At 50.3% G+C, this 22,754-nt stretch carries 18 protein-coding genes; 15 read left to right on the forward strand and 3 right to left on the reverse strand.

The genetic code is table 11. The annotated features are described in order from the left end of the window. The 3 genes from GON05_RS39000 to GON05_RS02125 form a co-directional block, all read right to left on the reverse strand. On the reverse strand, window positions 1-194 hold a 194-nt coding region (locus tag GON05_RS39000; RefSeq protein ID WP_221435198.1), incomplete at its 3' end, for a hypothetical protein. 49 nt (window positions 195-243) lie between these two features. Continuing rightward, a complete protein-coding gene (locus GON05_RS02120; protein ID WP_157317615.1) occupies window positions 244-894 on the reverse strand; it encodes an SOS response-associated peptidase in 651 nt (216 codons plus the stop codon). Window positions 895-985: 91 nt separating this feature from the next. Then, complete coding sequence (locus tag GON05_RS02125; RefSeq protein WP_157317616.1) at window positions 986-2,089, reverse strand: GGDEF domain-containing protein; 1,104 nt, start codon at window positions 2,087-2,089, stop codon at window positions 986-988. 132 nt (window positions 2,090-2,221) lie between these two features. On the opposite strand from GON05_RS02125, the gene GON05_RS02130 reads away from it, so the two are divergent. The 15 genes from GON05_RS02130 (at window position 2,222) to GON05_RS02195 (ending at window position 22,703) form a co-directional block, all read left to right on the forward strand. Then, window positions 2,222-4,423: an ATP-binding protein gene (locus GON05_RS02130; protein WP_157317617.1), complete on the forward strand. Its 2,202-nt coding sequence runs from the start codon at window positions 2,222-2,224 to the stop codon at window positions 4,421-4,423. A 118-nt stretch (window positions 4,424-4,541) separates the two neighbouring features. After that, window positions 4,542-5,120: a Pvc16 family protein gene (locus GON05_RS02135; protein ID WP_246069387.1), complete on the forward strand. Its 579-nt coding sequence runs from the start codon at window positions 4,542-4,544 to the stop codon at window positions 5,118-5,120. Window positions 5,121-5,132: 12 nt separating this feature from the next. Beyond that, window positions 5,133-5,936: a peptidase associated/transthyretin-like domain-containing protein gene (locus GON05_RS02140; protein ID WP_157317618.1), complete on the forward strand. Its 804-nt coding sequence runs from the start codon at window positions 5,133-5,135 to the stop codon at window positions 5,934-5,936. A 125-nt stretch (window positions 5,937-6,061) separates the two neighbouring features. Next, complete coding sequence (locus tag GON05_RS02145) at window positions 6,062-7,795, forward strand: phage tail sheath family protein (protein ID WP_157317619.1); 1,734 nt, start codon at window positions 6,062-6,064, stop codon at window positions 7,793-7,795. A gap of 42 nt (window positions 7,796-7,837) precedes the next feature. Then, complete coding sequence (locus GON05_RS02150) at window positions 7,838-8,272, forward strand: phage tail protein (protein ID WP_127458508.1); 435 nt, start codon at window positions 7,838-7,840, stop codon at window positions 8,270-8,272. 85 nt (window positions 8,273-8,357) lie between these two features. Continuing rightward, window positions 8,358-8,735, forward strand: a complete 378-nt coding sequence (locus tag GON05_RS02155) for a phage tail assembly protein (RefSeq protein ID WP_127458507.1) — start codon at window positions 8,358-8,360, stop codon at window positions 8,733-8,735. Window positions 8,736-8,755: 20 nt separating this feature from the next. Further along, entirely contained in the window at window positions 8,756-8,935 is a 180-nt protein-coding gene (locus tag GON05_RS39615) for a DUF6760 family protein (protein ID WP_309492648.1), read from the forward strand. 7 nt (window positions 8,936-8,942) lie between these two features. Beyond that, a complete protein-coding gene (locus tag GON05_RS02160; protein ID WP_127458505.1) occupies window positions 8,943-9,386 on the forward strand; it encodes a phage tail protein in 444 nt (147 codons plus the stop codon). A 42-nt stretch (window positions 9,387-9,428) separates the two neighbouring features. Next, entirely contained in the window at window positions 9,429-14,378 is a 4,950-nt protein-coding gene (locus GON05_RS02165) for a hypothetical protein (protein ID WP_157317620.1), read from the forward strand. Between the two features lie 48 nt (window positions 14,379-14,426). Continuing rightward, window positions 14,427-15,053: a CIS tube protein gene (locus GON05_RS02170; protein WP_174806852.1), complete on the forward strand. Its 627-nt coding sequence runs from the start codon at window positions 14,427-14,429 to the stop codon at window positions 15,051-15,053. Between the two features lie 4 nt (window positions 15,054-15,057). Next, window positions 15,058-16,149, forward strand: a complete 1,092-nt coding sequence (locus GON05_RS02175) for a phage late control D family protein (protein ID WP_157317621.1) — start codon at window positions 15,058-15,060, stop codon at window positions 16,147-16,149. Continuing rightward, a complete protein-coding gene (locus GON05_RS02180) occupies window positions 16,149-16,874 on the forward strand; it encodes a phage baseplate assembly protein V (RefSeq protein WP_127458140.1) in 726 nt (241 codons plus the stop codon). The genes GON05_RS02175 and GON05_RS02180 overlap by 1 nt, the downstream gene beginning before the upstream one ends. A 17-nt stretch (window positions 16,875-16,891) precedes the next feature. Continuing rightward, complete coding sequence (locus GON05_RS02185) at window positions 16,892-17,293, forward strand: GPW/gp25 family protein (protein WP_079410475.1); 402 nt, start codon at window positions 16,892-16,894, stop codon at window positions 17,291-17,293. Between the two features lie 55 nt (window positions 17,294-17,348). Beyond that, on the forward strand, window positions 17,349-20,420 hold the full coding sequence (locus GON05_RS02190) for a baseplate J/gp47 family protein (RefSeq protein ID WP_157317622.1): 3,072 nt from the start codon (window positions 17,349-17,351) through the stop codon (window positions 20,418-20,420). A gap of 57 nt (window positions 20,421-20,477) precedes the next feature. Then, on the forward strand, window positions 20,478-22,703 hold the full coding sequence (locus GON05_RS02195) for a putative baseplate assembly protein (RefSeq protein WP_157317623.1): 2,226 nt from the start codon (window positions 20,478-20,480) through the stop codon (window positions 22,701-22,703). Window positions 22,704-22,754: the final 51 nt, after the last annotated feature.

The following is a 22,754-nucleotide window of genomic DNA, read 5'->3' on the forward strand; positions in this document are numbered from 1 at the left end:
ATTTCTAAGAGCAACGTTACTTTCGCTAACAACTCTCCGGAATTAGGGGGTCTGACCGATTTCAGCCCAAATGTAAGCTTCTGCGGGCAAATAGAGCCCTGTAGTTCCACTCCGCCTCTAACAGCAGCAAGTTTCGCTGAAATAGCGGCCCGTATTTCCCCTACCGAAGCAAGCAACACAGCTCCAGCTGCCACAACACACAAAAAAGCGGTACAAGAATAATTTCTTGTACCGCTTTTTCTTTTAGGCCAATACGCTGACGTCCGCGCCCGTCTCCAACTTCTCTGCCGGAGAAGACAACACATTCGCCACCATAAGCAAATCGTCAACAGGGCGAAGGAAAGAGCGGAGCAAGCGGCTGTCCTTCATGTCGGGATCCAACCATTTATCGGCCTGCTCTTGATCAAGAATGGCAGGCATGCTGCCATGGTAAGGGGAGACCAGCGGGTTCGCTTCTGTCATCAGCATCATGCAGGTACGAAGCTCTTCCTCACCGCTTGGCGCCCGCCATACATCGTATAAGCCCGCGATGCCGAAAGTGCCGCTGCGCATTTTGAACTTCACCCACTGGGTCTCTTTGCCCTCCGTTACACGGATATAGAACCCGCTGCAGGGAAGAATGCAGCGCTGCTTTTTGATGATGCGCTCGAAGGCTGTGTTCGTAAAGATCGAATCGCGCTCCCCGCAAACAGCATCTTTGGCCCAAAATGGCATGAGCCCCCAACGGAATTCATCCAGAAGACGCTCTCCCTTGCGATTGATCATAACAGCGGAAACCGACTCCGTCGGCACGACCTCATAACGATTAGCGGTATAGGACAGCAGGCGGTCGATACGGAATTGTTTCATGACGTCATTGACGTCAGCAAGAATGGATACGGAATGACACATCATTATTCACCTCATTTGATTTTGGTTATTATTTTCCTATTTCACCAAAATCATGTATGCGAATATAAAAAAACTGAGAGCTTTACGCCCTCAGCTACCCTGTGTATGGATCGGATAAATAGGTGTGAATGCAATTTTTTCCATTTCTCTTGGCGATGTATAAACACTCGTCCACCTGCTGAAACCAGGCTTTCTTCATCGTGTTGCGGTTATAAGGAGCGAGTCCAATACTCATCGTTAACGGTCGCCCCGGCATCTCCGGGATATCCGTTTCACGGATAATCTGCATGAAGGTTTCACACACCGCCAGTACTTCCTCGTGGGTCTTGCCTACAAACAGCACGGCAAATTCCTCGCCGCCATACCGGAAAGACATATCATCTGGCCCCAGCACATCTTTGAGCAGTCCGCCAATCGTTTTGAGTACAACGTCCCCGACCCAGTGTCCGTAAGTGTCATTGATTTTTTTGAAATTATCGATATCCATCAGGGCAAGCTCCAACGGCGTATCATAGGGCATATGCGAAATGAGATGGTCCGTATGCTCTTGAAACGAGCGGTGGTTAAACAACTCTGTTAGCGCATCTACCTTGGAAAGTCGGTCAATCATGACGTTGCGAATGAGCAGATCCTGCTCGCGCAAGGTGGAGGCTCCAAGCTGCGCATGCATCATGCGGCCCTTTCTCATAATGGCGAAGCAGACAAGGGCTGTAGCGGATAGAACGGTGAGCGAAACGATAATTTCAGAAGGCGTAATGAGATAACCTTTGTACACCTGGCTAAGCACTAAGGCTGTTAAACTTGCAAGACCTAAACTATAAGCGAAAATAATATATTTCTTTTGAAAATAAACAGAGGATAAAATAATCGGAATGCTAACTAATTCGTAAGAGCTCATCAGCTCAGGGATACACATAATATAGATACAAACCATGGTCATGGTCCATATAATCATGATAAAATCACTGTATCTTTTGAGGAAATGAATGGCCAGATAACCGGCGCCCATGAGGGCAAGCTGCAAGCTAGTCGGAATGACTTGGAATTGCAGGAAGCTATGAAGCCACTGGGTTGGCTGTCCATAGATATCAAAGAGAAAACCGATCATAGCTGCTACTTCATAGGTAAGCAAGATCCACCATAGAAGATGGATGAGTTTTCGGTTCCAAGTATGATCGTTTTCCGGAAGTTGTTCCATCAGAAAAAGGCCACTTTCCTTTCATGCTAGCAAATAGTGGAAATATTTTTTGTGCCTTGTGAGACCATTGTAAAGAATAACCACCCGATTAGGCAAGCGATGAAAATTATTAATAGAAACACCAGGAGGGCTATGGCAGCTCAAGGTTATATACACGCATGGGAACATTATAAAGACGAGCTCGTTTTGCTGGATAAAAAGCTGGAGCTTCTCTATAAGCGCCGGCAAAAGCTTACCCCCGATCCGCAGACGGATTCGTTTCGCGGGATGTTTGTGTCCGAAGATGAATTCATTCGTCTGATCGGCGAACAGGAGACAGACGATGATCTCCAGGAGGAGGAGCAGTTTCTCTTGGAGGACATTCAAGAGATGGAAGCCTACATAGCCGGAAGGCTCGAAGAAAGCCGCCATACAGGCGTATTTCTGCCGTTGTCGTATGCAGCCTCCGTATTTGGGCTTTCGCCAATGGAGGAGCGCTTCGTCATGTTAGGGCTTGCAGTAGAATTAGACCGCAAATATGAACGCATCTTCGGCTTCTTGCAAGACGATTTAACCAGCAAGACGCCTAATATTTCTTTGGCGCTGCAAGTTGCGTGCAGCACCCCGGAGGACATGCGGGCTGCGCGCACAACCTTCATGGCTCCCGAGGGCCGATTGGCGCGATACATGCTGCAGCGTGAAGAGCACGAGATCAGAGGCCAATCGCTGCTTTCTAAGCCGCTGCTGCTGGACAAACGAATCATAGCGTTCCTGCTAGATTCGGGGGAAGTCGACCCGAAGCTGAAGCCGGCGGTCGAGATGGTGTACCCCGACGACGAGCTCGCCCCCTTGCTCGTTCAAGAGGATTTTCAGCAGCGGCTGCAGGGCTTCATTCGCGAGGAGCAGCAACTGCCGGCAGCTGAGCGCAAAAGGCTCGCTTTCCACCTCTGGGGGAATGCGGGCGCAGGCAAGAAGCTGCAGGTCAAGCACTTCAGCAGCCACTTCAACAAGCCGCTGCTGATCGCTAATCTTACGGATGTGCTGCTGCACGCCGCAAGCTTTGAGGACCAGGTGAGCGCCATCGTGCGCGAGGCGATTTTGCACCAAGCCGTGCTGTGCTTCACACGGCTGGAAGAGCTTTACCCCGAAGAGCCGGATCTTGCGGCGCAGCAGCGGCTTGGGCGGTTTCACGAGCTGCTCGACGGCTACGGCGGCATGATCTTTTTGTTAGCCGGCAAATACAGCCGGCTGAACTGGAAGCCCAAGGAGCGGCTGCTCCTTGAGCATGAACTGCAAGTGCCGGACGAAGGCGGGCGCGAGCGCCTTTGGACGGTGTTCGCGAGCGAGCTCGGCGTGAGCGTGGGCCTGGATGCCCGGGTGATGAGCGGGAAATTCCGCTTCACCCCGGGGCAAATCTACCGCGCGCTGACGCTTGCGCGCGGGTACTCCGCCTGGCAGCGTGAGCCCCAGGCGGAAGCCAACCCGGCGGCGCTGCGCACCGACGCGCTCTATAAAGCGTGCTACCAGCAGGTGCAGCACAAGCTGGAGCGCAAAGCGACGCGGATCGAGCCTCGCTATCAGTGGGCGGATATCATTCTCGCCCCTGAGCAGAAGGATCAGCTCCGCAATGCGTGCAATCAAGTCAAATACCGAGGCGTCGTGTACAACGACTGGGGGTTTGAGAAGAAGCTGGCCTACGGAAAGGGGCTCAGCATGCTGTTCGCCGGCCCGCCGGGCACGGGGAAAACAATGTCTGCGCAGGTGGTGGCCGGCGACTTGCAGCTTGAGCTGTACAAAGTCGATCTGTCGCAAGTAATTAGTAAATATATCGGCGAGACGGAGAAAAATTTGCACGAGATTTTTGAAGAAGCGCAGCTTAGCAATGCCGTGCTGTTCTTCGATGAAACCGATGCCCTCTTCGGCAAACGGTCGGAAGTGAAAGATTCCCATGATAAGTATGCCAACATTGAAACGGCCTATCTTTTGCAGAAGATGGAAGAATATCAAGGCATCACGGTGCTCGCTACGAATCTATTAAATAATATTGATGAAGCGTTCCTGCGCCGGATCAACTACGTGATCAAATTTCCATTTCCCGATAGCGAGTATCGCGAGAAAATCTGGCAATCCATGTTCCCTCCAGCGGCGCCTCTCAGCGATGATGTAGATTTCCGATATTTGGCGCAGCGGTACGAAATTGCCGGAGGAAACATTAAGAATGTCGTCCTCTCCTCCGCCTTTCTTGCCGCAGAAGCGGGCGAACCGATCCGGATGCAGCATATTATTAAATCCATTCGCCATGAGCTTCAGAAGTCGGGTAAAATCTTGGCCAAACAGGAATGGGAAGATTATTAGAAATTAATATAACTTTCTATAGTCAGTCTAGCGATTTGCAATTATAATAGAAAAAGGTACACAATGTGACATATTCCCTACCATTTCTACACAAAACATAGGTATTTTGAGGCAGGAAGTGATTCCTATTGGCGATTATTCAGTCATTGCCGATGTAAGCGCATCTTTAGTGAAGCTGCTTAGAGAAAACATGACACCGGATCCCATTCCGCAACCGGAAATGATCGGGCTTGCTTCGCCTGTCGATAAAGGGGATTTCTACTTATCTCTTTATTTGTACAACGTTCGCGAGAGCGGGGATAACCGGCAGACCCACATGATTGCCCGTGGGACGACACAGATTCAATACCCTCCCATGGTGGTGGATCTCAGCTACTTGCTGACCGTACATTCACCGGCCGAACTTCAATCCAGAGCGCTCGATGAGCATCGGATTTTGGGACGAGCCATGCAAGTGCTCTATGATCATTCTATTCTTAGAGGTTCAATGACCGTAGGAACGCTTGCTGAGAAAGACGAAGAAGTTCGCATCGTGATGGAGCCTCACAAAGGCGAGAGCATCCTGAATATGTGGAACTTCGCAGACACCCCGTACAGACTTTCTGTCAGTTATACTGTGGGGCCAGTCAATATTGATTCAACCCGCATCAAGACCACCAAAAGAGTTTCGGAAACCGATTTTCGCATTCAAGGCTAGGGGGCAATGGTTGTGGAACATATTCGCGTATCACGATTGAAAACCCGTGTATCCTTAGTTGTCTGCGTAATCGATGCCATGACCTCACAAACTCCTCTTGGCAACAACACGACCACCGTATTTCTTGAAGGCACCCGTTCGAAAGCAATTAGTAAATCGAATGGTTCCTATATATTTAATGATTTACCGCCCGGTGAATACCATCTTGTGGTAAGCAGCGAGCACTATTTTCAAGAACAAACTCTAATCACTATAGGAACCGACAATATAATAGAGGTTGTTCAGTTAAAACCGCTGCCTTCCTATCCGTTTTCCCAAGGGGCTGGACTTATCCGTGCCATGCTTCAGGATGCGGCTGGAGCTCCAGTGCGTAATGCCATTTTGCAGGCCACGGTTCTGACCGAAGAGTGCGCCAGGGCTCGCGTTATGGCCGAACAACTGGATAAGGGCGCGGAAGAGATAACACTAGGGGCGTTTACAGGTGTTATTTCTGCAGGTGATACATACATACTTCGAGGACGAGGTGCCAAAGCCGCAGAGGAGATCATCCAGATTGCGGAAGTTGTCGAGCATCAGAAGCGCTTTCGGTTGAAGAAAAAGCTGACCAAAGCGTTTGCCAGAGGCTCCCTTTTGCTGCCTGTCCAAGAAACACGAGTTACAGAACGCGGAGAGGCCGTGATTGCTTTTCGTGGCAATCGGATTTCGGCTTTTCAGACAGATTTGCTCATTACATATGGTTCCAACAAGCTGTTGACGAAGGAAGTTCTAGTAACTGAAGGAACGACCGCCAATCTAGGCGTTATTCGTCTGACCTAACCCTAATTAGTAGAATGGACACGTCCATCTTCTATACAAAAATGACAAGCAGAAAGGAGAGAACTGGTTTCACGTCTATGGCTGCGTAATTGATTTGAATGCCATATTGACGGAACTGGGGAACAATGGCTGACTATTTATCACCTGGAGTCTATGTGGAAGAGTTTGACAGCGGTGCACAACCGCTTGAAGGTGCAAGCACAAGTACGGCCGGGTTTATAGGGCTTGCGCAAAGAGGGGAAATTGAAGGTGTCCCTCAATTGGTAACGAGCGTAGCTGATTTTCATCGTTTATTCGGCAGCTACTTGTCCGAGAACGAATTCGGCGAGTATCGCTTCCTTTCTTACGCTGTTGAGCATTTCTACTTAAACGGAGGTTCCCGCTGTTACGTTATGCGTGTAGCGCCAACCGATGCAAAAGTAGCAACGAACAAAGCGGAAAGCAACAAAGAATCCGCTGTTCTCCAAATTTCTTCCAAAAACCCTGGAACATGGGGCAACCAAGTTCGTATCGTCGTTGTGCCATCCAGCAAAGCCAAAACACAAATCTACGAAGTGCTTAGCGAAACGCAATACCGTGTGAAAAATAACGCTGGCTTTAACGTAGGCGACGTTGTTGCTTTCGAAGCAGCTGGCCAAAAGCAATACAGTAAAGTTATCGCATCCCAAGATAACATCATTGAGCTTGCAGTAGAACTTGAAGGCGATGTTGTAGACGCTGGTCTGCTTCCTGCCAAAGTTTTGACAACTTGCGAATTCACTTTGCATGTATTCTACGGCGATGAAGCTGAGACTTACGAGAAAGTATCCTTGAACATCTCAGCAGCTAACCATATCGAGAAAATCGTTTCCCGTTCCAACATCATTACGGTGAAGGATTTGACAGAAGGTAAAGATCTTGGCGCTGTCGCTCCTTTCGAGGTGCTTTCCGGTGAGGATGAATCCGTTGGGAAATTCCAAATCGCCCTGTCAGGCGGAAGCAACGGTTCCATCGCACAAGTAACGCCTGATATCTTCATGGGTGTTGACCGTGGACCTGGCAAACGTACAGGAATCCAGTCTTTCATCGACAACGATGTTGTCAGCATCATGGCTATCCCTGGTGTAACGGAGCCTACCGTTCAGCTTTCTCTGGTTGCTCACTGTGAAAACCTAGGCAGCCGTTTCGCTGTTCTTGACATTCCGCGCGAGAAAACTAAAGTTGCTGACGTTATGACGCACCGCAACATTTTTGACAGTTCTTACGCAGCGATGTACAATCCTTGGCTTCAAGTGTTCGATCCATTAGATAAAAGAAATATTTCCATCCCGCCATCAGGGTCTGTCATCGGTATCTACTCCCGTTCCGACCAAACGCGTGGCGTACAAAAAGCGCCTGCTAACGAAGTCGTTCGCGGTGCCGTTGGTCTGGACTGCCAATATAACAAAGGCGAGCAAGATATTTTGAACCCACAAGGCGTTAACTTGATTCGTGCTTTTGCCGGACAAGGAATTCGTGTATGGGGTGCTCGTACAACGTCCTCTAACGGATTGTGGAAATATGTTAACGTTAGACGTTTGTTCATCTTTATTGAAGAGTCCATCAAGAATGGCACGAACTGGGTCGTTTTCGAACCGAATGATGAACAGCTTTGGGCTCGTGTACAACGTACCATCGATGCGTTCTTAACGCGTGTTTGGAGAGACGGCGCTTTAATGGGCGGAAGTCCTTCCGAGGCGTTCTACATTAACATTGGCCGCAGCACAATGACACAGGATGACATTGATAATGGCCGACTCATTTGTGTGATCGGGGTAGCGCCGGTGAAACCTGCCGAGTTCGTGATCTTCCGCATTACTCAGAAAACAAGAGAAGAATAGTTGAAACGTTAGATATTTCTTACATTAGGAAAGGGGTATAACATGGCTGGCGAACGTAGGGATCCATACCGCAATTTTAGATTTAGAATTGAAGTAGAAGGAATTCAGCAAGCTGGATTCAGTGAAATCTCCGGATTTGACGCTTCCCTTTCGGTAATTGAATACCGTGAAGGCAATGAAACAATTACACCTCGGAAGCTTCCGGGGCTTGCGAAATACGGTAACATCTCACTGAAGTGGGGCGTTACAGACTCCATGGATATGTACAACTGGATGTCCGAGTCCATTCAAGGGAAAGTTTCCCGCAAAACGGTTACGATCATCGCGATCAATGAAGAAGGCGGCGACGTAGCAACTTGGCAGGTTATTGAAGCGTGGCCGTCTAAGTACTCAGCACCAAGCTTCAAGGGTACAGGCAATGAAGTTGCCATTGAGAGCTTAGAGCTTGCTCATGAAGGTATGACACGTACGAAGTAACGTTTGTTAGAGTAGGCGCCGGAGCAGCAGTCTCCGGTTCCTATCTCTTCTTTTTTTCAGCTTAAAGCATAAGGAGGAAACCATCATGGCTTTCAAAACAGAATACGAATTCGAACTGCCTAGAGGATATGTCGATGAGAATGGTAACCTGCACAAAAGAGGCGTTATGCGGTTAGCGACAGCTGCAGACGAAATCCTGCCTATGCGTGATCAACGCGTTCAGCAAAACCCTGGTTATCTGACCATTATCTTGTTAACGCGCGTCATTACGAACCTTGGCGATCTTCGTGCTATCGATACAAGAGTTGTTGAAAAATTTTTTACGGCGGATCTCGCGTTCCTGCAAAACTTTTATCGTCAAATTAATGAAATGGAAGTGCCGAGAGTGCACACAAGCTGTCCGAAATGTGAGCATGAGTTCGATGTGGACGTGTCTTTTTTGGACGAGATGGCGGGGGCATAACCGGATATCCCATTGACAAGATCTATGAGGAAGCGGGCTTTATTGCTTACTATTTTCATTGGACGCATGATGAAATCATGTCAATGGAACACAAGGAGCGCCGAACGTGGTGCGAGGAAATTTCCCGCATCAACCGCAATTTGAATGACGATGGTAAAAAGCAGCCTGACAATCCGTTTGATGTGTTCGGTAAGAGGTGAGTAACAAGTGAAAATATCCAAACCGCATAATGTTGGCAGCGCATTTCGATTCGTGGTAGAGCTTGACGGGCTGATCGTTGGAGGTTTCTCTGAAGTAACCGGCATGAAGTCGGAGACGGAGGTAAAGCCGTTATGGGAAGGCGGCGTCAATTCGCACCCCCACTACATGATCGAACATACGAAGTATCCGAACATTGTGCTCAAAAGAGGCATCACCAATTCCAGTGAACTGTGGGATTGGTACGATAGCGTTACTCAAGGCAAAATCAAACGAAAAAACGGCTCCATTATCCTGCATAATCAAGCGGGGACGGAGATGTGCCGTTGGAACTTCTTTGGGGCATTTCCCGTGAAATGGAACGGGCCGGATTTGAACGCTACCAGCGGAAGTGTGGCTATTGAGTCTATCGAGCTGGTACATGAAGGTTTGAAGACGATTTTTAAAAAGTAAAGAAGACGCAAGTTATCGACACAACGCTTAGGGGGATTGTTTATGAAATCTCGACAATCAAATAAACCCCAGGTGAAGAGGAAAAAGGCCAAGAAAGCTGTTTGGCGGACTTCGGCGGCGAACACCAGCTCCGCAGGTCGTACAGCAAGAGAATCCAATCAATTTGCGACAGGGATTGTAGGCAAATATGGTTTTTGGCGAAACAACTATTTAGGATTGCTAGCCCTTATCTTTAAGCAAAATGGGAAACACACCCGCAAACAATTAGCGGCATTAACAGATCCGAATGATCGAGCATGGGTTATCCAGTTGGAATTGCTTTTACAAAATTTACAGCACCCAGAATCGGCTCCGCTCATCACGAAACAACAAACCATTCGTCAGATTGAGCATCTTATGACGAATGCCGGATATAAGGTTCCGACAGCTCAAGCATTAACGCACAGATCTTCAAGTCCATTGGATGCAACTTCGGCTCATTTGCAAGAGGAGCAGCCGACTGAAAAGCCGGTTAAGAAAAGAGGGCGCAAAAGCAAAAAGCAGCGCGAAACGAAGTCATCCGTTAACCATATAATTGATCAACAAATGATCCCTGAATCTTCTCATGAGAAAAGGGTCAAACCTGATTTAATTAATCACGTTAATAAAGGAAGCTTACCGTTAATCAACCGCTCGATTGGGCAGATTGCTGCCTCGATAGGGATGGTTGGCAGCACCCGGCATTCGATGCCGGAACAGCAGTCGCAAGCGGTGAGCAGACATCAACATACAACTCAAAATATCAACATACAGCTTAAAAACATCCACCTTTCTCATCGAAATGTCTTCCATGAAAAAGGAGATCCGTCTGCAACTCGCACTGGCTTGAATCATGCAGCTAAGACTAGTCATATTAACGTGGCTAATCATGTAGAGGCTATTCAACAAACCTCGCGTTTACTCGAACAGTTTCAAGAAGGCAAGTCATCTGTGAGAGTATTGGAAAAACAAGGCGCTTCTTCTACTGTGCCGGGTGCGAGGGGAAGTTCGAGTGCACATGGAAGTGTAAATGCAAGAGCAAGTACAAGTGCAATTACAAATGCAAATGCAAATGCAAGTACCAGTTCAGGTCAGCCTTCTGTTTTAGAAGTAGCCAAACAATCTTTAAATGGTGTAGTTCAGCCTCAGTTGGTCAGTAAGGTGCAGCATCAACAGGCATTTGTGGAAGACAGGGCAAGTTCAAGCTTGTCGGCGTCGTTTCCCAAATTACTGCCAAAACTTGGTGAGGGTCCATTTTCGACAGGTACAGCACCGGCTGCGGTACAATTTATCAATAGTTTGCTAGTAAGAAACGCTTCGAAGGAGTCGTCGGCTGCAATAGATTCAATGCTGACATCTCATGGAAGCGATGCGAGAGTGGAGCGTAAACTTGAGGCATCAACATCCAAAGGTTTTCTGGCAGCGAGTAAGGTTCCGGTTGCCATCAATGCGTCTCGCTTAACATCAACCGTTCCCTTTGCTATGCATGCAACAGCAAATTTGAATACAAGCGCCGAAGCCTGGGGAGGCGCGCCGAGTTCACCACGTGTGTGGCGAAAGACACAAGGGCAAGAGCAAGCACGTTTGGATGCACAAGTTCAAGCGCAAGAGCAAACACGCATGCAGGAACAATTGGACATGCAGGTGCTTGAACGTGAGAGAGTGCGGGTACAGGAGCAAGAGCGGCAGGAACAGGAAAAACAACAACAGCTGCAACAATTAGAGCAAGATCGAGCTAAAGAACAAGAGATACTGCTTACCCAGCAGAGTGTAGTCAATCAGCATACCGCACAGCTTCAGGAGCAATTGCAAATTTTGCAAGAGCAAATGAGTCACGGGGATGAAGCTCAGAAGCAGCAGAATCAGGCTGAAACCAGTTGGCAAGTTAGCGCAAATGATCAAGAGCAGGGTGTTGTTCGGGCTCAGCGACTAGCGCAAGAGCAAGAGCGCGCGATAGAGCAAACGAGGTTGCAGGAGCAAGAGAGAGCGCAAGAGCAGCAGAGAGTGCAGGAGCAAGAAAGAACGCAAGAGCAGCAGAGAGCGCAAGAGCAAGAGAGAGCGCAAGAGCAGCAGAGAGTGCAGGAGCAAGAAAGAACGCAAGAGCAGCAGAGAGCGCAAGAGCAAGAAAGAGCGCAAGAGCAGCATAGAGTGCAGGAGCAAGAAAGAGCGCAAGAGCAGCATAGAGTGCAAGAACATGAAAGAACGCAAGAGCATCAGAGAGTGCAAGAGCAAGAAAGAACGCAAGAGCAGCATAGAGTGCAGGAGCAAGAAAGAGCGCAAGAGCAGCAGAAAGTGCAAGAGCAAGAAAGAGCGCAAGAGCAGCAGAGAGTGCAGGAGCAAGAAAGAACGCAAGAGCAACAGAAAGTGCAGGAGCAAGGGAAAGCTCAAAATCTAGTGCAGATCGATGCACAGACGGAAGCTCTTCAGCAAGGAAACAGGCAGCGGTCCAAACAAGTAGTGGATCACGTAGATGATGATCTGGCGGTTAAACGGAGGAATGTCGGGTTAGGGCAAGTCGGGGCAACTTCCAGTAATGGGAAGTTCACTAACGATGTAAGCGCAGTTCACCGAATTATACGCACAGCCGGCAGGATGGGACAGAGTTCCGTAATGGAGCACCCCGAGCAACCCGTCGTTAATCAATTGAGCGGACACAAGCTAATTCATAGAAAGCCCAGCGCCATGGAAAATGGTGCAGAAGCAGCTGTGAAAATTCAAAGCAATGATAAAATGCTGCAGCAGCTTCTCCAAAAACAAAGACAGCAATCTTCTAATGATTCAATTGTTGGAAGTACACATACAAACCCTAATCTTTTGATTAGAGATAGATCTGTTAGAAACAATTTTACCGCCATGACAACTTACAAACCGCGAATGTTGCGGGGGGAGAGCAATCAGCGGAGGCATGAGATGACTCATGTTGATAACAGACAGCCGATTAGTCAACCAAGCCAAACGGGTAGGCCAATGGATTCGGTAAAACAAGTCGGAGGAAGTCGACCTGAAGCGGGGAATATTGTTTCCCCAGGACAGGGTCTATACCAACCTTCAAACGTAACTTCTGAGATATCTGCAAATATAGCTAAAAAGGCCGAAAACAGTGTAACGAAATTGGTTTCAGCAAGTCCGCTTGACGGTTACCGTGCTAGTCTGCAAGCAAGTACGCGACTTCAGGAGGCAGAGCGTATTTTCCGCTCTCCAGTAAGTAATGGGCCAAGCGGCGCCAATCACGAACAGCAGGTCGACAACCAAGTGGCTGAGCGTGATGCTGATGTCGTGCAAAGCACCTTATCGCCTATCAACTTAGCTTCTGAGATATCTGCAAAAATTGCAGAATCCAGTATCGCGAAAATAGGTTCCATGTTTACCGAGATGTCGGCAACGAATGATGGAAATAGGCAGCATGGGCGTACAGTCGTTGAAAATCAGGGACAATCCGCTGAAGGTACTAGAGTAGATCTGGCAAGAAGATCAAACAGCTTTGGAAGGATTGTTGAAAGGATTTTCCGTAAACCGGCTGAGCAGCTAACCGATTCATCGGTATCCCTTGAACAAACCGGACGCAGCCAGTCCATAGTGGACCCAAATGAAAAAGGATCGAATGATTGGATTCAAAACGGCCGGTCTTCGGGGGATTTTGCAGCTGAGATTGCTTCCAAAATAACGGAAAACAGCTTGAAAAGCATGGGGCCAAGCCTTGTACCGGCAGCAGCGGCAATAGGGATGGTGCGGAACAGGCAATTAGATGCAGTATTACGACAGCAGTCACCAGTATCGGCTGTCCAAGCCATTTGGAAACAAAGAGAGGGACAGTCTTCTCCGGATAGAAAAGTGGAACCGGAAAGCAGTAATCGTACAGTTTACGTTAAAGAATTCATAGAAACAGCAGCCACAGCGGCAAGTGAATCATCTCCTGGAGTCGCCAGGAGAAGACCCTCCAGTGCCACTAGTGGACTGGAAACTTCAGTTTCAATGGTAGGTAGAGCGACCAAAGGCTCGTCAGATGAGAGAGCTTCAACTAGCTTAGGCCGAGTAGGGACGTTTGGCTCGAATTTGGTGGATGCAGGTAGATTAACTGAAGTGCATCGCTTAATGGAAGCTGAGGCACACGCGAAGCTTCAACTGCAGGCAGGGAGCGCAATGCAATCGCGGAAGCAGCCTGCCATGGGAGTAAGGCGCGGTGCGCAAGTGGAGCATATTCAGCGGCAAACCTTAGCCGCTGAAAACGACCGCGCGCAGCGCGCGAGATCTGGTTCGCTTAATCAGTCGGAAGCTGGCAGCTTCCTGTCTGATTCCGCAGAGCGAACCATCAGGGCCCTGAGCGCGCTGGAAGAAGCGCGCACTCAGGCGGAGCAGCCCGCTGCCGCTTCGCGGGCAGCGGCAAGAGCAGACGCGCGAATGACCCGCGCGTCAATGGCTCGCCAGCCCGCCAGCATGACACCGCGTGTCATGCCGCTGCTGGCGAGCAGCGCAGGAGCGCGCATAGCTGCTCCTGCGGGAACCGCTGCGGCTTCGCCTGCCGCAGCGGTACACCTGCTGCCCGCCCACGGGACGGGCAGCTTCACGCAGGCGGCTGCCATAGGCAGAGCCGCCGCAAGCACCGGCGCCCCGCAAGCGGGCGCGCCAAGCACCCTGCTGCCTAGCATAGGCAGCAGCATCACATCCGCGAGGCAGGAGCACTTGGCCTCGCAGCAACCAACGCTGGAGCACAAGCAAGCTCCAGCGGCTCCTGTACCGAACAGCGCGTTGGCGGATGCCCCGCTGGAGATGGACTGGCTGCGCACCAAAGCGAGCGCAGACGAGGCCCAACCCCCAGCGGCGCCGGTTCCACAAGCGCCGCCGGAGCTGACTAGCGAGCAGCTGCAGGAGCTGGTGAAGCAGATCCCGCAGCTGGATGTCACGAAGATTGCGGATAAGGTTTTCCGCGAAATCGAGAAAAGAATGAAGTTCGAGCAGCAGCGGCGTGGATTTTAACTTTTAACATAAATGTTTATATAGAAGAAGAGGAAAGGACTGACACATGTGGCACTCAAGAAAGCCATGATTATCGTAGACAAGGGAAACAGCAAAGAGAATGTGCAAGTTTTGTTTAATCCAGGTGAGTATACCCTTGATACGAGCAACAGCTATTCTTGGAATACGGTGCCAGGTCTGTCCATGCCTATTGGCCAATTCGTAAGTGGTGGGACGACCACGCTCTCCATGGATTTTTATTTTGACACCTACGAAAAAGGGACCGATGTCCGTGAATATACGAAGAAAATATCCGGTTTGTTGGATGTAGAGAAGGAACTGCATGCGCCTCCGATTTGCCGGTTTGTCTGGGGATCTCTGGACTTCAAAGGCGTTGTCGAAAAGGTGAATCAACAATTCACCATGTTCCTCGATACGGGAGTGCCGGTTCGTGCCAAGCTGAAGGTTACCTTTCGCTCTTGGCACACGAAGAAAGAGCAGCTGCAGACCATTCCCCGCCACTCGGCGGACCGAACGAAGCAGAAGATGTTGAAGCAAGGGGAGCAGCTATGGATGATTGCCGCCCACGAATATGAAGATCCGAGCTTATGGCGGGAAATTGCCAAAGCCAATCAGATTGATAATCCACTAAAAGTTGTAACGGGACGACGCATTGCAGTCCCTAGATTGGACTGATCCGATGGCGACACTAAGCTTGGAATCCAGTACATTCACCTATGATGACTTAGCAAAGAAGTATAAAGAGTTTTTCGCGCCAGCTTATTTAATTACGGTTGATGGGACGAAACTTTCTGATAATGTAGCCATATCCACGATACGTGTGGAAACTTCGATTGATGGAACGGCGGATTCTTTTTCATTCCGAATTACGAACGCTTACGATGTGACCAACAATGATTTTCAGTGGATAACGGATTTTACATTAGGGAAAGCCATCGATATCAGTCTTGGTTATGTGGATAAATTCACGCCGGTTTTTACTGGATTTATCACATCCGTCGTCGTCGATTTCCCCGAGGACGGCTCGCCCGGTCTCATTGTACGAGGGATGGATTTCTCGTATTTGATGATGAAGGGGACGAAGTCCCGCTCGTGGAACAAAAAGAAATATAGCGATATCGTTGAGGAAATCGCCAAAACGTATGGAGCCAAAGTTCATGTTGATGCGACAACGACGGAATATCCCGTGATTGCGCAAAGCCAGATCAATGACTTTCATTTTATTCAAAACTTAGCTAATTTGGTTAACTATGATTTCTTTGTTGTAGGCAAGAACTTGTATTTCCGTAAGCCTTTAACCGAGATGTCGCCTGTAATGACGCTGGAAATGGGCAAAACGCTGAACAATCTAACCATCGACATGAATCTTGCCGAGCAGATTACTAGCGTAAAGGTACGGGCATGGGATAACAAAGAACTGAAAGTGATCGAAGGAGAATCAGCCACCATTGCGAAGCTTGGCAGTAATTCCAAGACTGGCAAAGATATCCTCGCAGCCAAAGGGGATTTCGTGGAGCATGTTTATACGAATGTTACCTCCGTGGAGGAGGCCAAAACGTATGCCAGCGCCTTGTTGAACAGACGGGCAATGAAGCTGATCAGCGGATCAGGAGAATGTATCGGCATTCCGGAAATCAGGGCCGGACGGTACATCAAGCTTGATGGTATAGGCAAAAAGTTTGACCAACCCTATTATGTGACCGGCGCTACGCACCTGATTAATGATTCCGGTTATACGACGCGCTTTCAGTTAGGAGGGAATGCGGTCTAATGTTCAAACTTCCCGATATTACTCTAGGCGGTGTTGCCAACTTCGCCTCCCAGAAAATCGGCGGTGTGATGGTCGCGGTTGTGACCAACAATAACGATCCCGATAAGCTTGGGCGGGTGAAGCTAAAGCTGCCCCTGCAAGAAACGGAAACCGAAACGGACTGGGTTCGCATTGCCACGATGATGGGCGGCAAGGAGATGGGCAGTCTTTTTATCCCGGAAGTGAATGACGAGGTGTTAGTCGCTTTCCATCTCGGGGAGCTGCGTCAGCCTTTCGTGATCGGCATGCTGTGGAATCCGAAGAATAAGCCGCCGGCGCCAGCTGAGAAAAACGATCTGCGGATGATCAAATCGCGTTCAGGTCATGAACTATCTTTCAATGATAAAAGCGGTGACGAGAGCATCACGATCAAGACTAAAAAAGGTCAAATCATTGAGTTGAAGGATAAGGACGACAGCATTTCAATTGCTGATCAGAGCGGGAATAATAAGATTTTGATCAAAGGCGGATCGGCGAATGAGATTTCGGTTGTCAGCCAAACGTCCAAAATCACCCTTAATGCCAAAGGCGATGTAGCCATTGAAAGCTCGAAAGAAATTAAAATTAAATCAACGCAAATTAACATAGAAGCCTCTGCAACGATGGCGCTTAAAGCAGGGGCCACACTGGATTTGAAGTCAGACGGCATTATTAATATCAAAGGCAGTATGGTCAAAATCAACTAACGAAGGAGCGTGGACGGATGTCGGAAGCATTTTTGGGGCGAGGTTGGAAATTTCCGATTCAGGTCGATCCTGCGACAGGGCGAATTCGGATGTCCGAATATGAGGAAGACATCGCTGAAGCGATCCGCGTTATTTTGGGCACCACCCAGGGAGAACGCGTGATGCGTCCGAGCTTTGGCTGCGGCGTCCAGGAGTTTATTTTTGGCTTAACGGACGATACATCCCTACATCTCCTGGAAAGCAATATCCAGGAGGCGATTCGCAATTGGGAGCCGAGAGTCCATGAGGTGGACGTGAAGGCTGTGCCGGAAGCGGATGATCCAGGGAAAGTCATGATTCGCATCTCGTATCTGGTGCGTACGACGAATAACTTGTTTAACCAAGTGTATCCTTTTTACTTATACGAAGGTTCAAAATAGAAAGAGGCAGCGGAAACGATGATCATACGTGCAAGAGAGGAGGTGGAGCTGAGCGATGCAACCTCCCAAAATTGACCCTAGAGATATCCCAGATCTCATAGCGCAGATGAAGGAAATGGCGCCTTATTATACGCCGGAATGGCGCTTTACGCCTGAGAACCCGGACCCGGGTTCAGCGTTATTCCTCATGTTCGCGGACATGTTTCATGACAATATCAAGCGTTTGAACCGGGTGCCTACGAAAAACCTCATTGCGTTCCTCAACATGTTCGATGTCACACTGCTTCCGGCAAGACCAGCCAGCAGTTATCTGACCTTTGCACTCAACGAGGGGACGAAGGAGTCTGTGTTTATATCAGCCGGAACGCAGGTTGCTGCTGCAGTAGAAGGCAGTAACATTTTGTATGAGACCGCCCGCAGTACACTGTTGACGCCTGCCCTGCTGACGGATGCTTACGTGACAAGCCGTAAACAGGATAAAATTATTCGCATAGCGGAGGAGTTTTTGACCGCTTCCCGGCAAGGTTTGGCAGCCCCGAGCAAGCTTTTCCGGCTGCAGGGCGACAACTTGCAGGAGCATGCGATCTTTTTGGAGCATAGCGCTCTCTTCACCTTGTCCAGCACGGCGCGGATTGAAATTGAATTCCGCAACTCCAAAAGGCGATTTGAGGAGCTTGCGCTTTCCAGCCAACTGGCTGACCCGCAATTCACCGAGTGGCTGTATGCGACAGCGGACGGATGGATGCCTTTTGACCAAGTAACGGCCAAAGGCAATCGGGTCATCCTTTCGAAAGCGCACGAGGGAGAACTTGCAGAGAAGGAAGTAAACGGAAGAGAAGGCCGATGGATTCAATGCCGTTTGAAGCCTCTTCTGCCTGGCGGGAAAACATTGGCGGACAGCCAACTGTCCATGGACCATATTTCGTTCAAAACGGATTATGTGGATTCGCTTGAACAAGGCGGCATTCAGCCGGATCTCATGTTTTACAATGATATTGCTGCGGATCCGAGCGGTTTCTATCCATTTGGCGACCAGTTTGCGCTGTATGGCAGTTTTTATATCGGGAGCCAGGAAGTGTTCACGAAAAAAGACGGCGATATTAAGCTAAGCTTTGGACTGCAAGCCATCGAGAACCGATTTGGAGCGGAACCTACGGAAAATATCGATTGGAAATTGGTGATGAAAAAGTCCAAATTCGATAAGCCTCCTGTCGTTCATATTACGGTGCTGCAGGTCGCTTGGGAGTATTGGAATGGCACCACTTGGGTGCGTCTTGAGGTTGGAAAAGAAGCGGAGAAGCTGTTTTATTACCCGAAGGAGCAGAAAGTGCGTAAAGACATTCGCTTCCGCTGTCCGCTTGACCTTGAAGCTACTTATGTGAACGGCAACGAAAACCATTGGATTAGAGCCAGAATTTTACATATCGAAAATGCGTACGTGGCGCAGGCGCTTTACTTATCCCCGTGGATCGATGAGGTCTCTATGACCTATGAATACGAGGATCGTCTTTATCCTGCTGAGCATTGTTTGGCGCTGAATCATACAGTATTTGAAGATCGAACGCGGCACAGCAAGCAGCTCGAAGGGGGCTTTGAGCCGTTTCAGCCGCTAGAGGGCAGCCATCCGGCTCTGCATCTATGTTTCGATTCGCCGCCTGTCAAAGGGCCGATTTCGCTTTATGTTTCGGTGAAGCAGCAGCGGTTTGCCGAGCAGGATTTGCCACTGCTGGAATGGGAGTATTTGCGTGCCGGCTTAATGCCCGGACATGCTTCCGAATGGGTCCCGCTAAAGGTGATCGACGATACGAACGGTTTGACGCAGAGTGGGACCGTGCAGTTCGTAGGTCCATCTGATTTTGCTGGTGAATCTTTATTTGGCCGAGAGGGATTCTGGATTCGTGCCGTGAATCGAGACGGTAAATATGATGATACGACAGGACGGATTCAGATTCCGACGTTACATGGACTCTACATGAACACCGTTCAAGTGATTCAGCAGGAGACGATTATCGGAGAAGTTCCTGAAGCTAAAGGGTTGGAAGAACTCGAATATCAGCTAAGCCGTAACGGCATCGTATCGGAAGAAGTTTGGGTCGATGAGACGGAATTCGTCACGGAAGAAGAGATTGCTGAGTACGAACGAGCCGGCCTGCCTCAGATGGAAATTAGCCGGGATTCAGAAGGTAATTTGCTGCAGCTGTGGGTTCGCTGGATGGCTGTAAGTCAAATGGCCGATTCAGGAAATAAGGATCGCCATTACATGATCGATCGTACCTTTGGCCGCATTCGTGTGGGCGACGGCGTTCATGGCATGCACCCGCCTAAAGGCGGATTGGCGCAGATCAAAGTGACGTATCAAGTGACTTCGGGGCAAATTGGCAACGTAGGTGCACGTGAAATTAATCAGATGCAGGATTCTATCGCATTTGTCGGCGAGGTGTATAATCCAGAGCCAGCCTCTGGCGGCTGCCAAGCCGAGAAGCTGGAATCGGCCCTGCAACGCGGTCCTGAGATGCTGAAGCACAGAAACCGTGCGGTTTCGGCCAAAGATTATGAATGGCTCGCGCGCGAAGCGTACCCGAACATTGCCAAAGTGAGCTGCATCGCAAATCGAAATGCTTATATGCAAAAAGAGATCGGCGCGATGACACTTGTCATTTTGCCAAAAGAAGGCCAGCAGGGAAGCCTTGCGTTTCCTGTGCTTAAGAAGCAAGTTGAGCGATACATTATCGAGCGCGCATCGAGTCTCGTAGCTTTCCCGGAGCGGCTTCAAGTCATTGAGCCGGTGTATATGGAAATTTCCGTTTCAGCTATCGTGGCTGTAGAAGGCATGGATGCCGTCGTTTCGACGGAAATACAGGCAATGGACAAGTTGAACCGCTTCTTGGACCCGTTGACGGGGAACTTCGACGGCAAAGGTTGGGCGATCGGTCAACAAATTCACCCATCTGTTTTTTATGCGCTGCTGAAGACGATTCGAACGATCAGTCATGTAGAGAAGCTCTACATGACGGTTTATAAGCTGGAGGACGGTGAGCGCGTCGAGCTGGATGTGAACCGCCTCCCGGCGCTCCCGCACGGCATTATAGTGAGCGGGAAGCATAAGGTGGTCGTGAACGCTTTGTAATAAGATGATTGAAGGAGGTGAGCACAAGTGCTGCCAATCCCTAATTTGGATGACCGAATGTTTGAACAGATGGTGATGGAGGCGCGGAAGTCGATTCCCAAGCTGTTTCCCGAGTGGACGGATGAGAATGAACATGACCCCGGGATTACGCTGCTGGAGTTGATGTCATGGATGACCGAGATGCAGCAGTATTACTTGAACCGTGTGACGGAGAAAAATGAGCGGAAGTTCTTGAAGCTGCTCGGCATTCGTCCGCGTGAAGCGGTGTCGGCTGTTTGCAATGTGGCATTTTCAAACGTGGATCAGCCGCTTGTGCTTCCGAAGGGAACGCCGCTGATAGCGATGGATCAGCGATTCGAGACGACTCGCACGGTGCAGCTTGTGCCTTCGACGCTAGAGAAGGTGCTGGTGCGCACAGAGACGGCGGCCGGCGATTTTACATCCAATAATCAGGCGAAGATTGCTTATTATGCTTTTGGGTCGGATGCGATCAAAGGAGCACATCTGTATCTTGGGTTCGATCGGGCGCTGCCGGTGGAAACCGAGGTTTCCTTGGCTTTCCAATTATACGACCGATACCCGGTCAGGGTGAGTCATCGGGAAGATGAGGCGGCAGCACCCATCATTTCATCCGCGAAGGTGGGATGGACGTTCGCTGGAGCAGGACAAAATGCGGGACAAGGCCAACGTGGGCAAAGCGAAAGCTGGCTGCCGGTGGAAGCGGTAAGCGACACGACGGTTCACCTGTCACAGAGCGGTGAAGTACGTTTCCGCATTACTTCCGAGATGACGCCTATGGCGCTTTATCCAGCCGACGACCGCAGCCGCTACTGGATTTGCTGTACACTGGAGGAGGACGGTTACGAGCTCCCGCCCAAAATTGAGAAGGTAAGCCTGAACAGCGTGCAGGCGGCTGAGCAGGAAACTTTCAGTGAAGTGACGGCATTTAGCAGTACGGGAGAACCTGATCAGCGGTTTGAGGTCAGCTCTTATCTTGCCTTTGGCGGGCTGCACACGGTGCAGGTACAGAATGAACAGGGCCGCTGGCGCGACTGGCATATCGTCGCTGAGCTTGCCGACTACGGTCCGGATGATCTCGTCTGCCAGCTGCTGCAGGATTCGGCTGGCCGTACGACCCGTCTTCGCTTCGGCGACGGGGTGAACGGCAGCATCCCGCCGCAAGGCGCGCAGCAGGTGCGGCTTATTGCTTACACGGCCGAGTTCGACTACGGCCGTTATATTGGAGGCAGCAAAGGTCTGCCGGGGCAGACCTTTGAGGTCGCTCGCGGCCGCACGTTCAAGCCCAGCAGCATGCTGCTGCAGGTAGGCTATTGGCCGCGTGGGGGCGGCAGCGTCGTGTGGGACGACTGGCAGTCCGTGGATGACTTCGATAATTCGAAGTCCACGGATCGCCATTACGTCTACGACGCTGAAGCCGGAACGATCCGCTTCGGCAATAACGAAGCGGGGCTTGTCCCGCCCAAGTCGGCGGAACCGAATATTCGGTTCCTGGCGCTGCAAGCGGGCGGGGGCGAGCGGGGCAACGTGAAGGACGGTCTCGTGACCGGCTTCACGGAAGTGCACGGCGTGAGCGTGACGAATCCGTTCCCGGCGCGGGGCGGCCTGGAAGCGGAGACGCTCACGCAGGCCAAGCTGCGCGTCCGTCGCGAGCTGGACACGCCGACAAGAGCGGTGACCGGCGAGGACTACGAGCGCATCGCCAAAGCGACGCCGGGTCTGCGCGTCGCGCGGGTGAAGGCGATCCCGCTGTACAAGCCGGGCATGCGGGATTATCCCAAGGTCAAAGCGCCGGCGCAGATGACCGTCGCGGTCGTGCCTTATAGCGAAAGCGATAAGCCGAAGGCGGGCAAGGGCTTTTTGCAAACGATCAAGGGGCATCTGGATCGGCATCGGCTTCTGACGACGGAGCTTCACGTGATTCCGGCGGAGTATATCAAAATCACCGTTCACGCTGTAGTTGTGATGGAGCCGAAGTACAAAAACGAGCAGCGGCGCATTACCCAAGAGTTGAGACAGCTGCTCCAGCCGATGGATCACGGTCAGGGCTCGGAGGGCTGGCGTTTCGGCCGAACGGTGTACAAAGGCGATATATACGGCGTTATTTCCCGGATCAAAGGTGTCGTGTATGTGCAGGATCTTTGGCTGGATGCGGAAGGCACTGGTTTTCAAAAGGATGGCGCCGGCGATATTCACATTCCTCCTTATGCGTTGGTCTACTCCGGTAATCACGAGGTGGAGACGATTAGCCAGACGGATTTATAGCTGCGAGTGTGCTTGATGGGTGCAGGAGCAGGTCGCTTAAGTTACATTAGC

This window comes from Paenibacillus anseongensis (assembly GCF_009757995.1).
Taxonomy (GTDB): domain Bacteria; phylum Bacillota; class Bacilli; order Paenibacillales; family NBRC-103111; genus Paenibacillus_E; species Paenibacillus_E chondroitinus.

Bases quoted from the DNA above. Each gene is read 5' to 3' on its own strand.
- GON05_RS02190 (WP_157317622.1), top strand. From the start codon at position 17,349: ATGCAACCTCCCAAAATTGACCCTAGAGATATCCCAGATCTCATAGCG.
- GON05_RS02165 (WP_157317620.1), top strand. From the start codon at position 9,429: ATGAAATCTCGACAATCAAATAAACCCCAGGTGAAGAGGAAAAAGGCC.
- GON05_RS02175 (WP_157317621.1), top strand. From the start codon at position 15,058: ATGGCGACACTAAGCTTGGAATCCAGTACATTCACCTATGATGACTTA.
- GON05_RS02155 (WP_127458507.1), top strand. From the start codon at position 8,358: ATGGCTTTCAAAACAGAATACGAATTCGAACTGCCTAGAGGATATGTC.
- GON05_RS02120 (WP_157317615.1), bottom strand. From the start codon at position 894: ATGATGTGTCATTCCGTATCCATTCTTGCTGACGTCAATGACGTCATG.
- GON05_RS02150 (WP_127458508.1), top strand. From the start codon at position 7,838: ATGGCTGGCGAACGTAGGGATCCATACCGCAATTTTAGATTTAGAATT.
- GON05_RS02130 (WP_157317617.1), top strand. From the start codon at position 2,222: ATGGCAGCTCAAGGTTATATACACGCATGGGAACATTATAAAGACGAG.
- GON05_RS02195 (WP_157317623.1), top strand. From the start codon at position 20,478: ATGTTTGAACAGATGGTGATGGAGGCGCGGAAGTCGATTCCCAAGCTG.
- GON05_RS02145 (WP_157317619.1), top strand. From the start codon at position 6,062: ATGGCTGACTATTTATCACCTGGAGTCTATGTGGAAGAGTTTGACAGC.
- GON05_RS02180 (WP_127458140.1), top strand. From the start codon at position 16,149: ATGTTCAAACTTCCCGATATTACTCTAGGCGGTGTTGCCAACTTCGCC.
- GON05_RS02125 (WP_157317616.1), bottom strand. From the start codon at position 2,089: ATGGAACAACTTCCGGAAAACGATCATACTTGGAACCGAAAACTCATC.
- GON05_RS02185 (WP_079410475.1), top strand. From the start codon at position 16,892: ATGTCGGAAGCATTTTTGGGGCGAGGTTGGAAATTTCCGATTCAGGTC.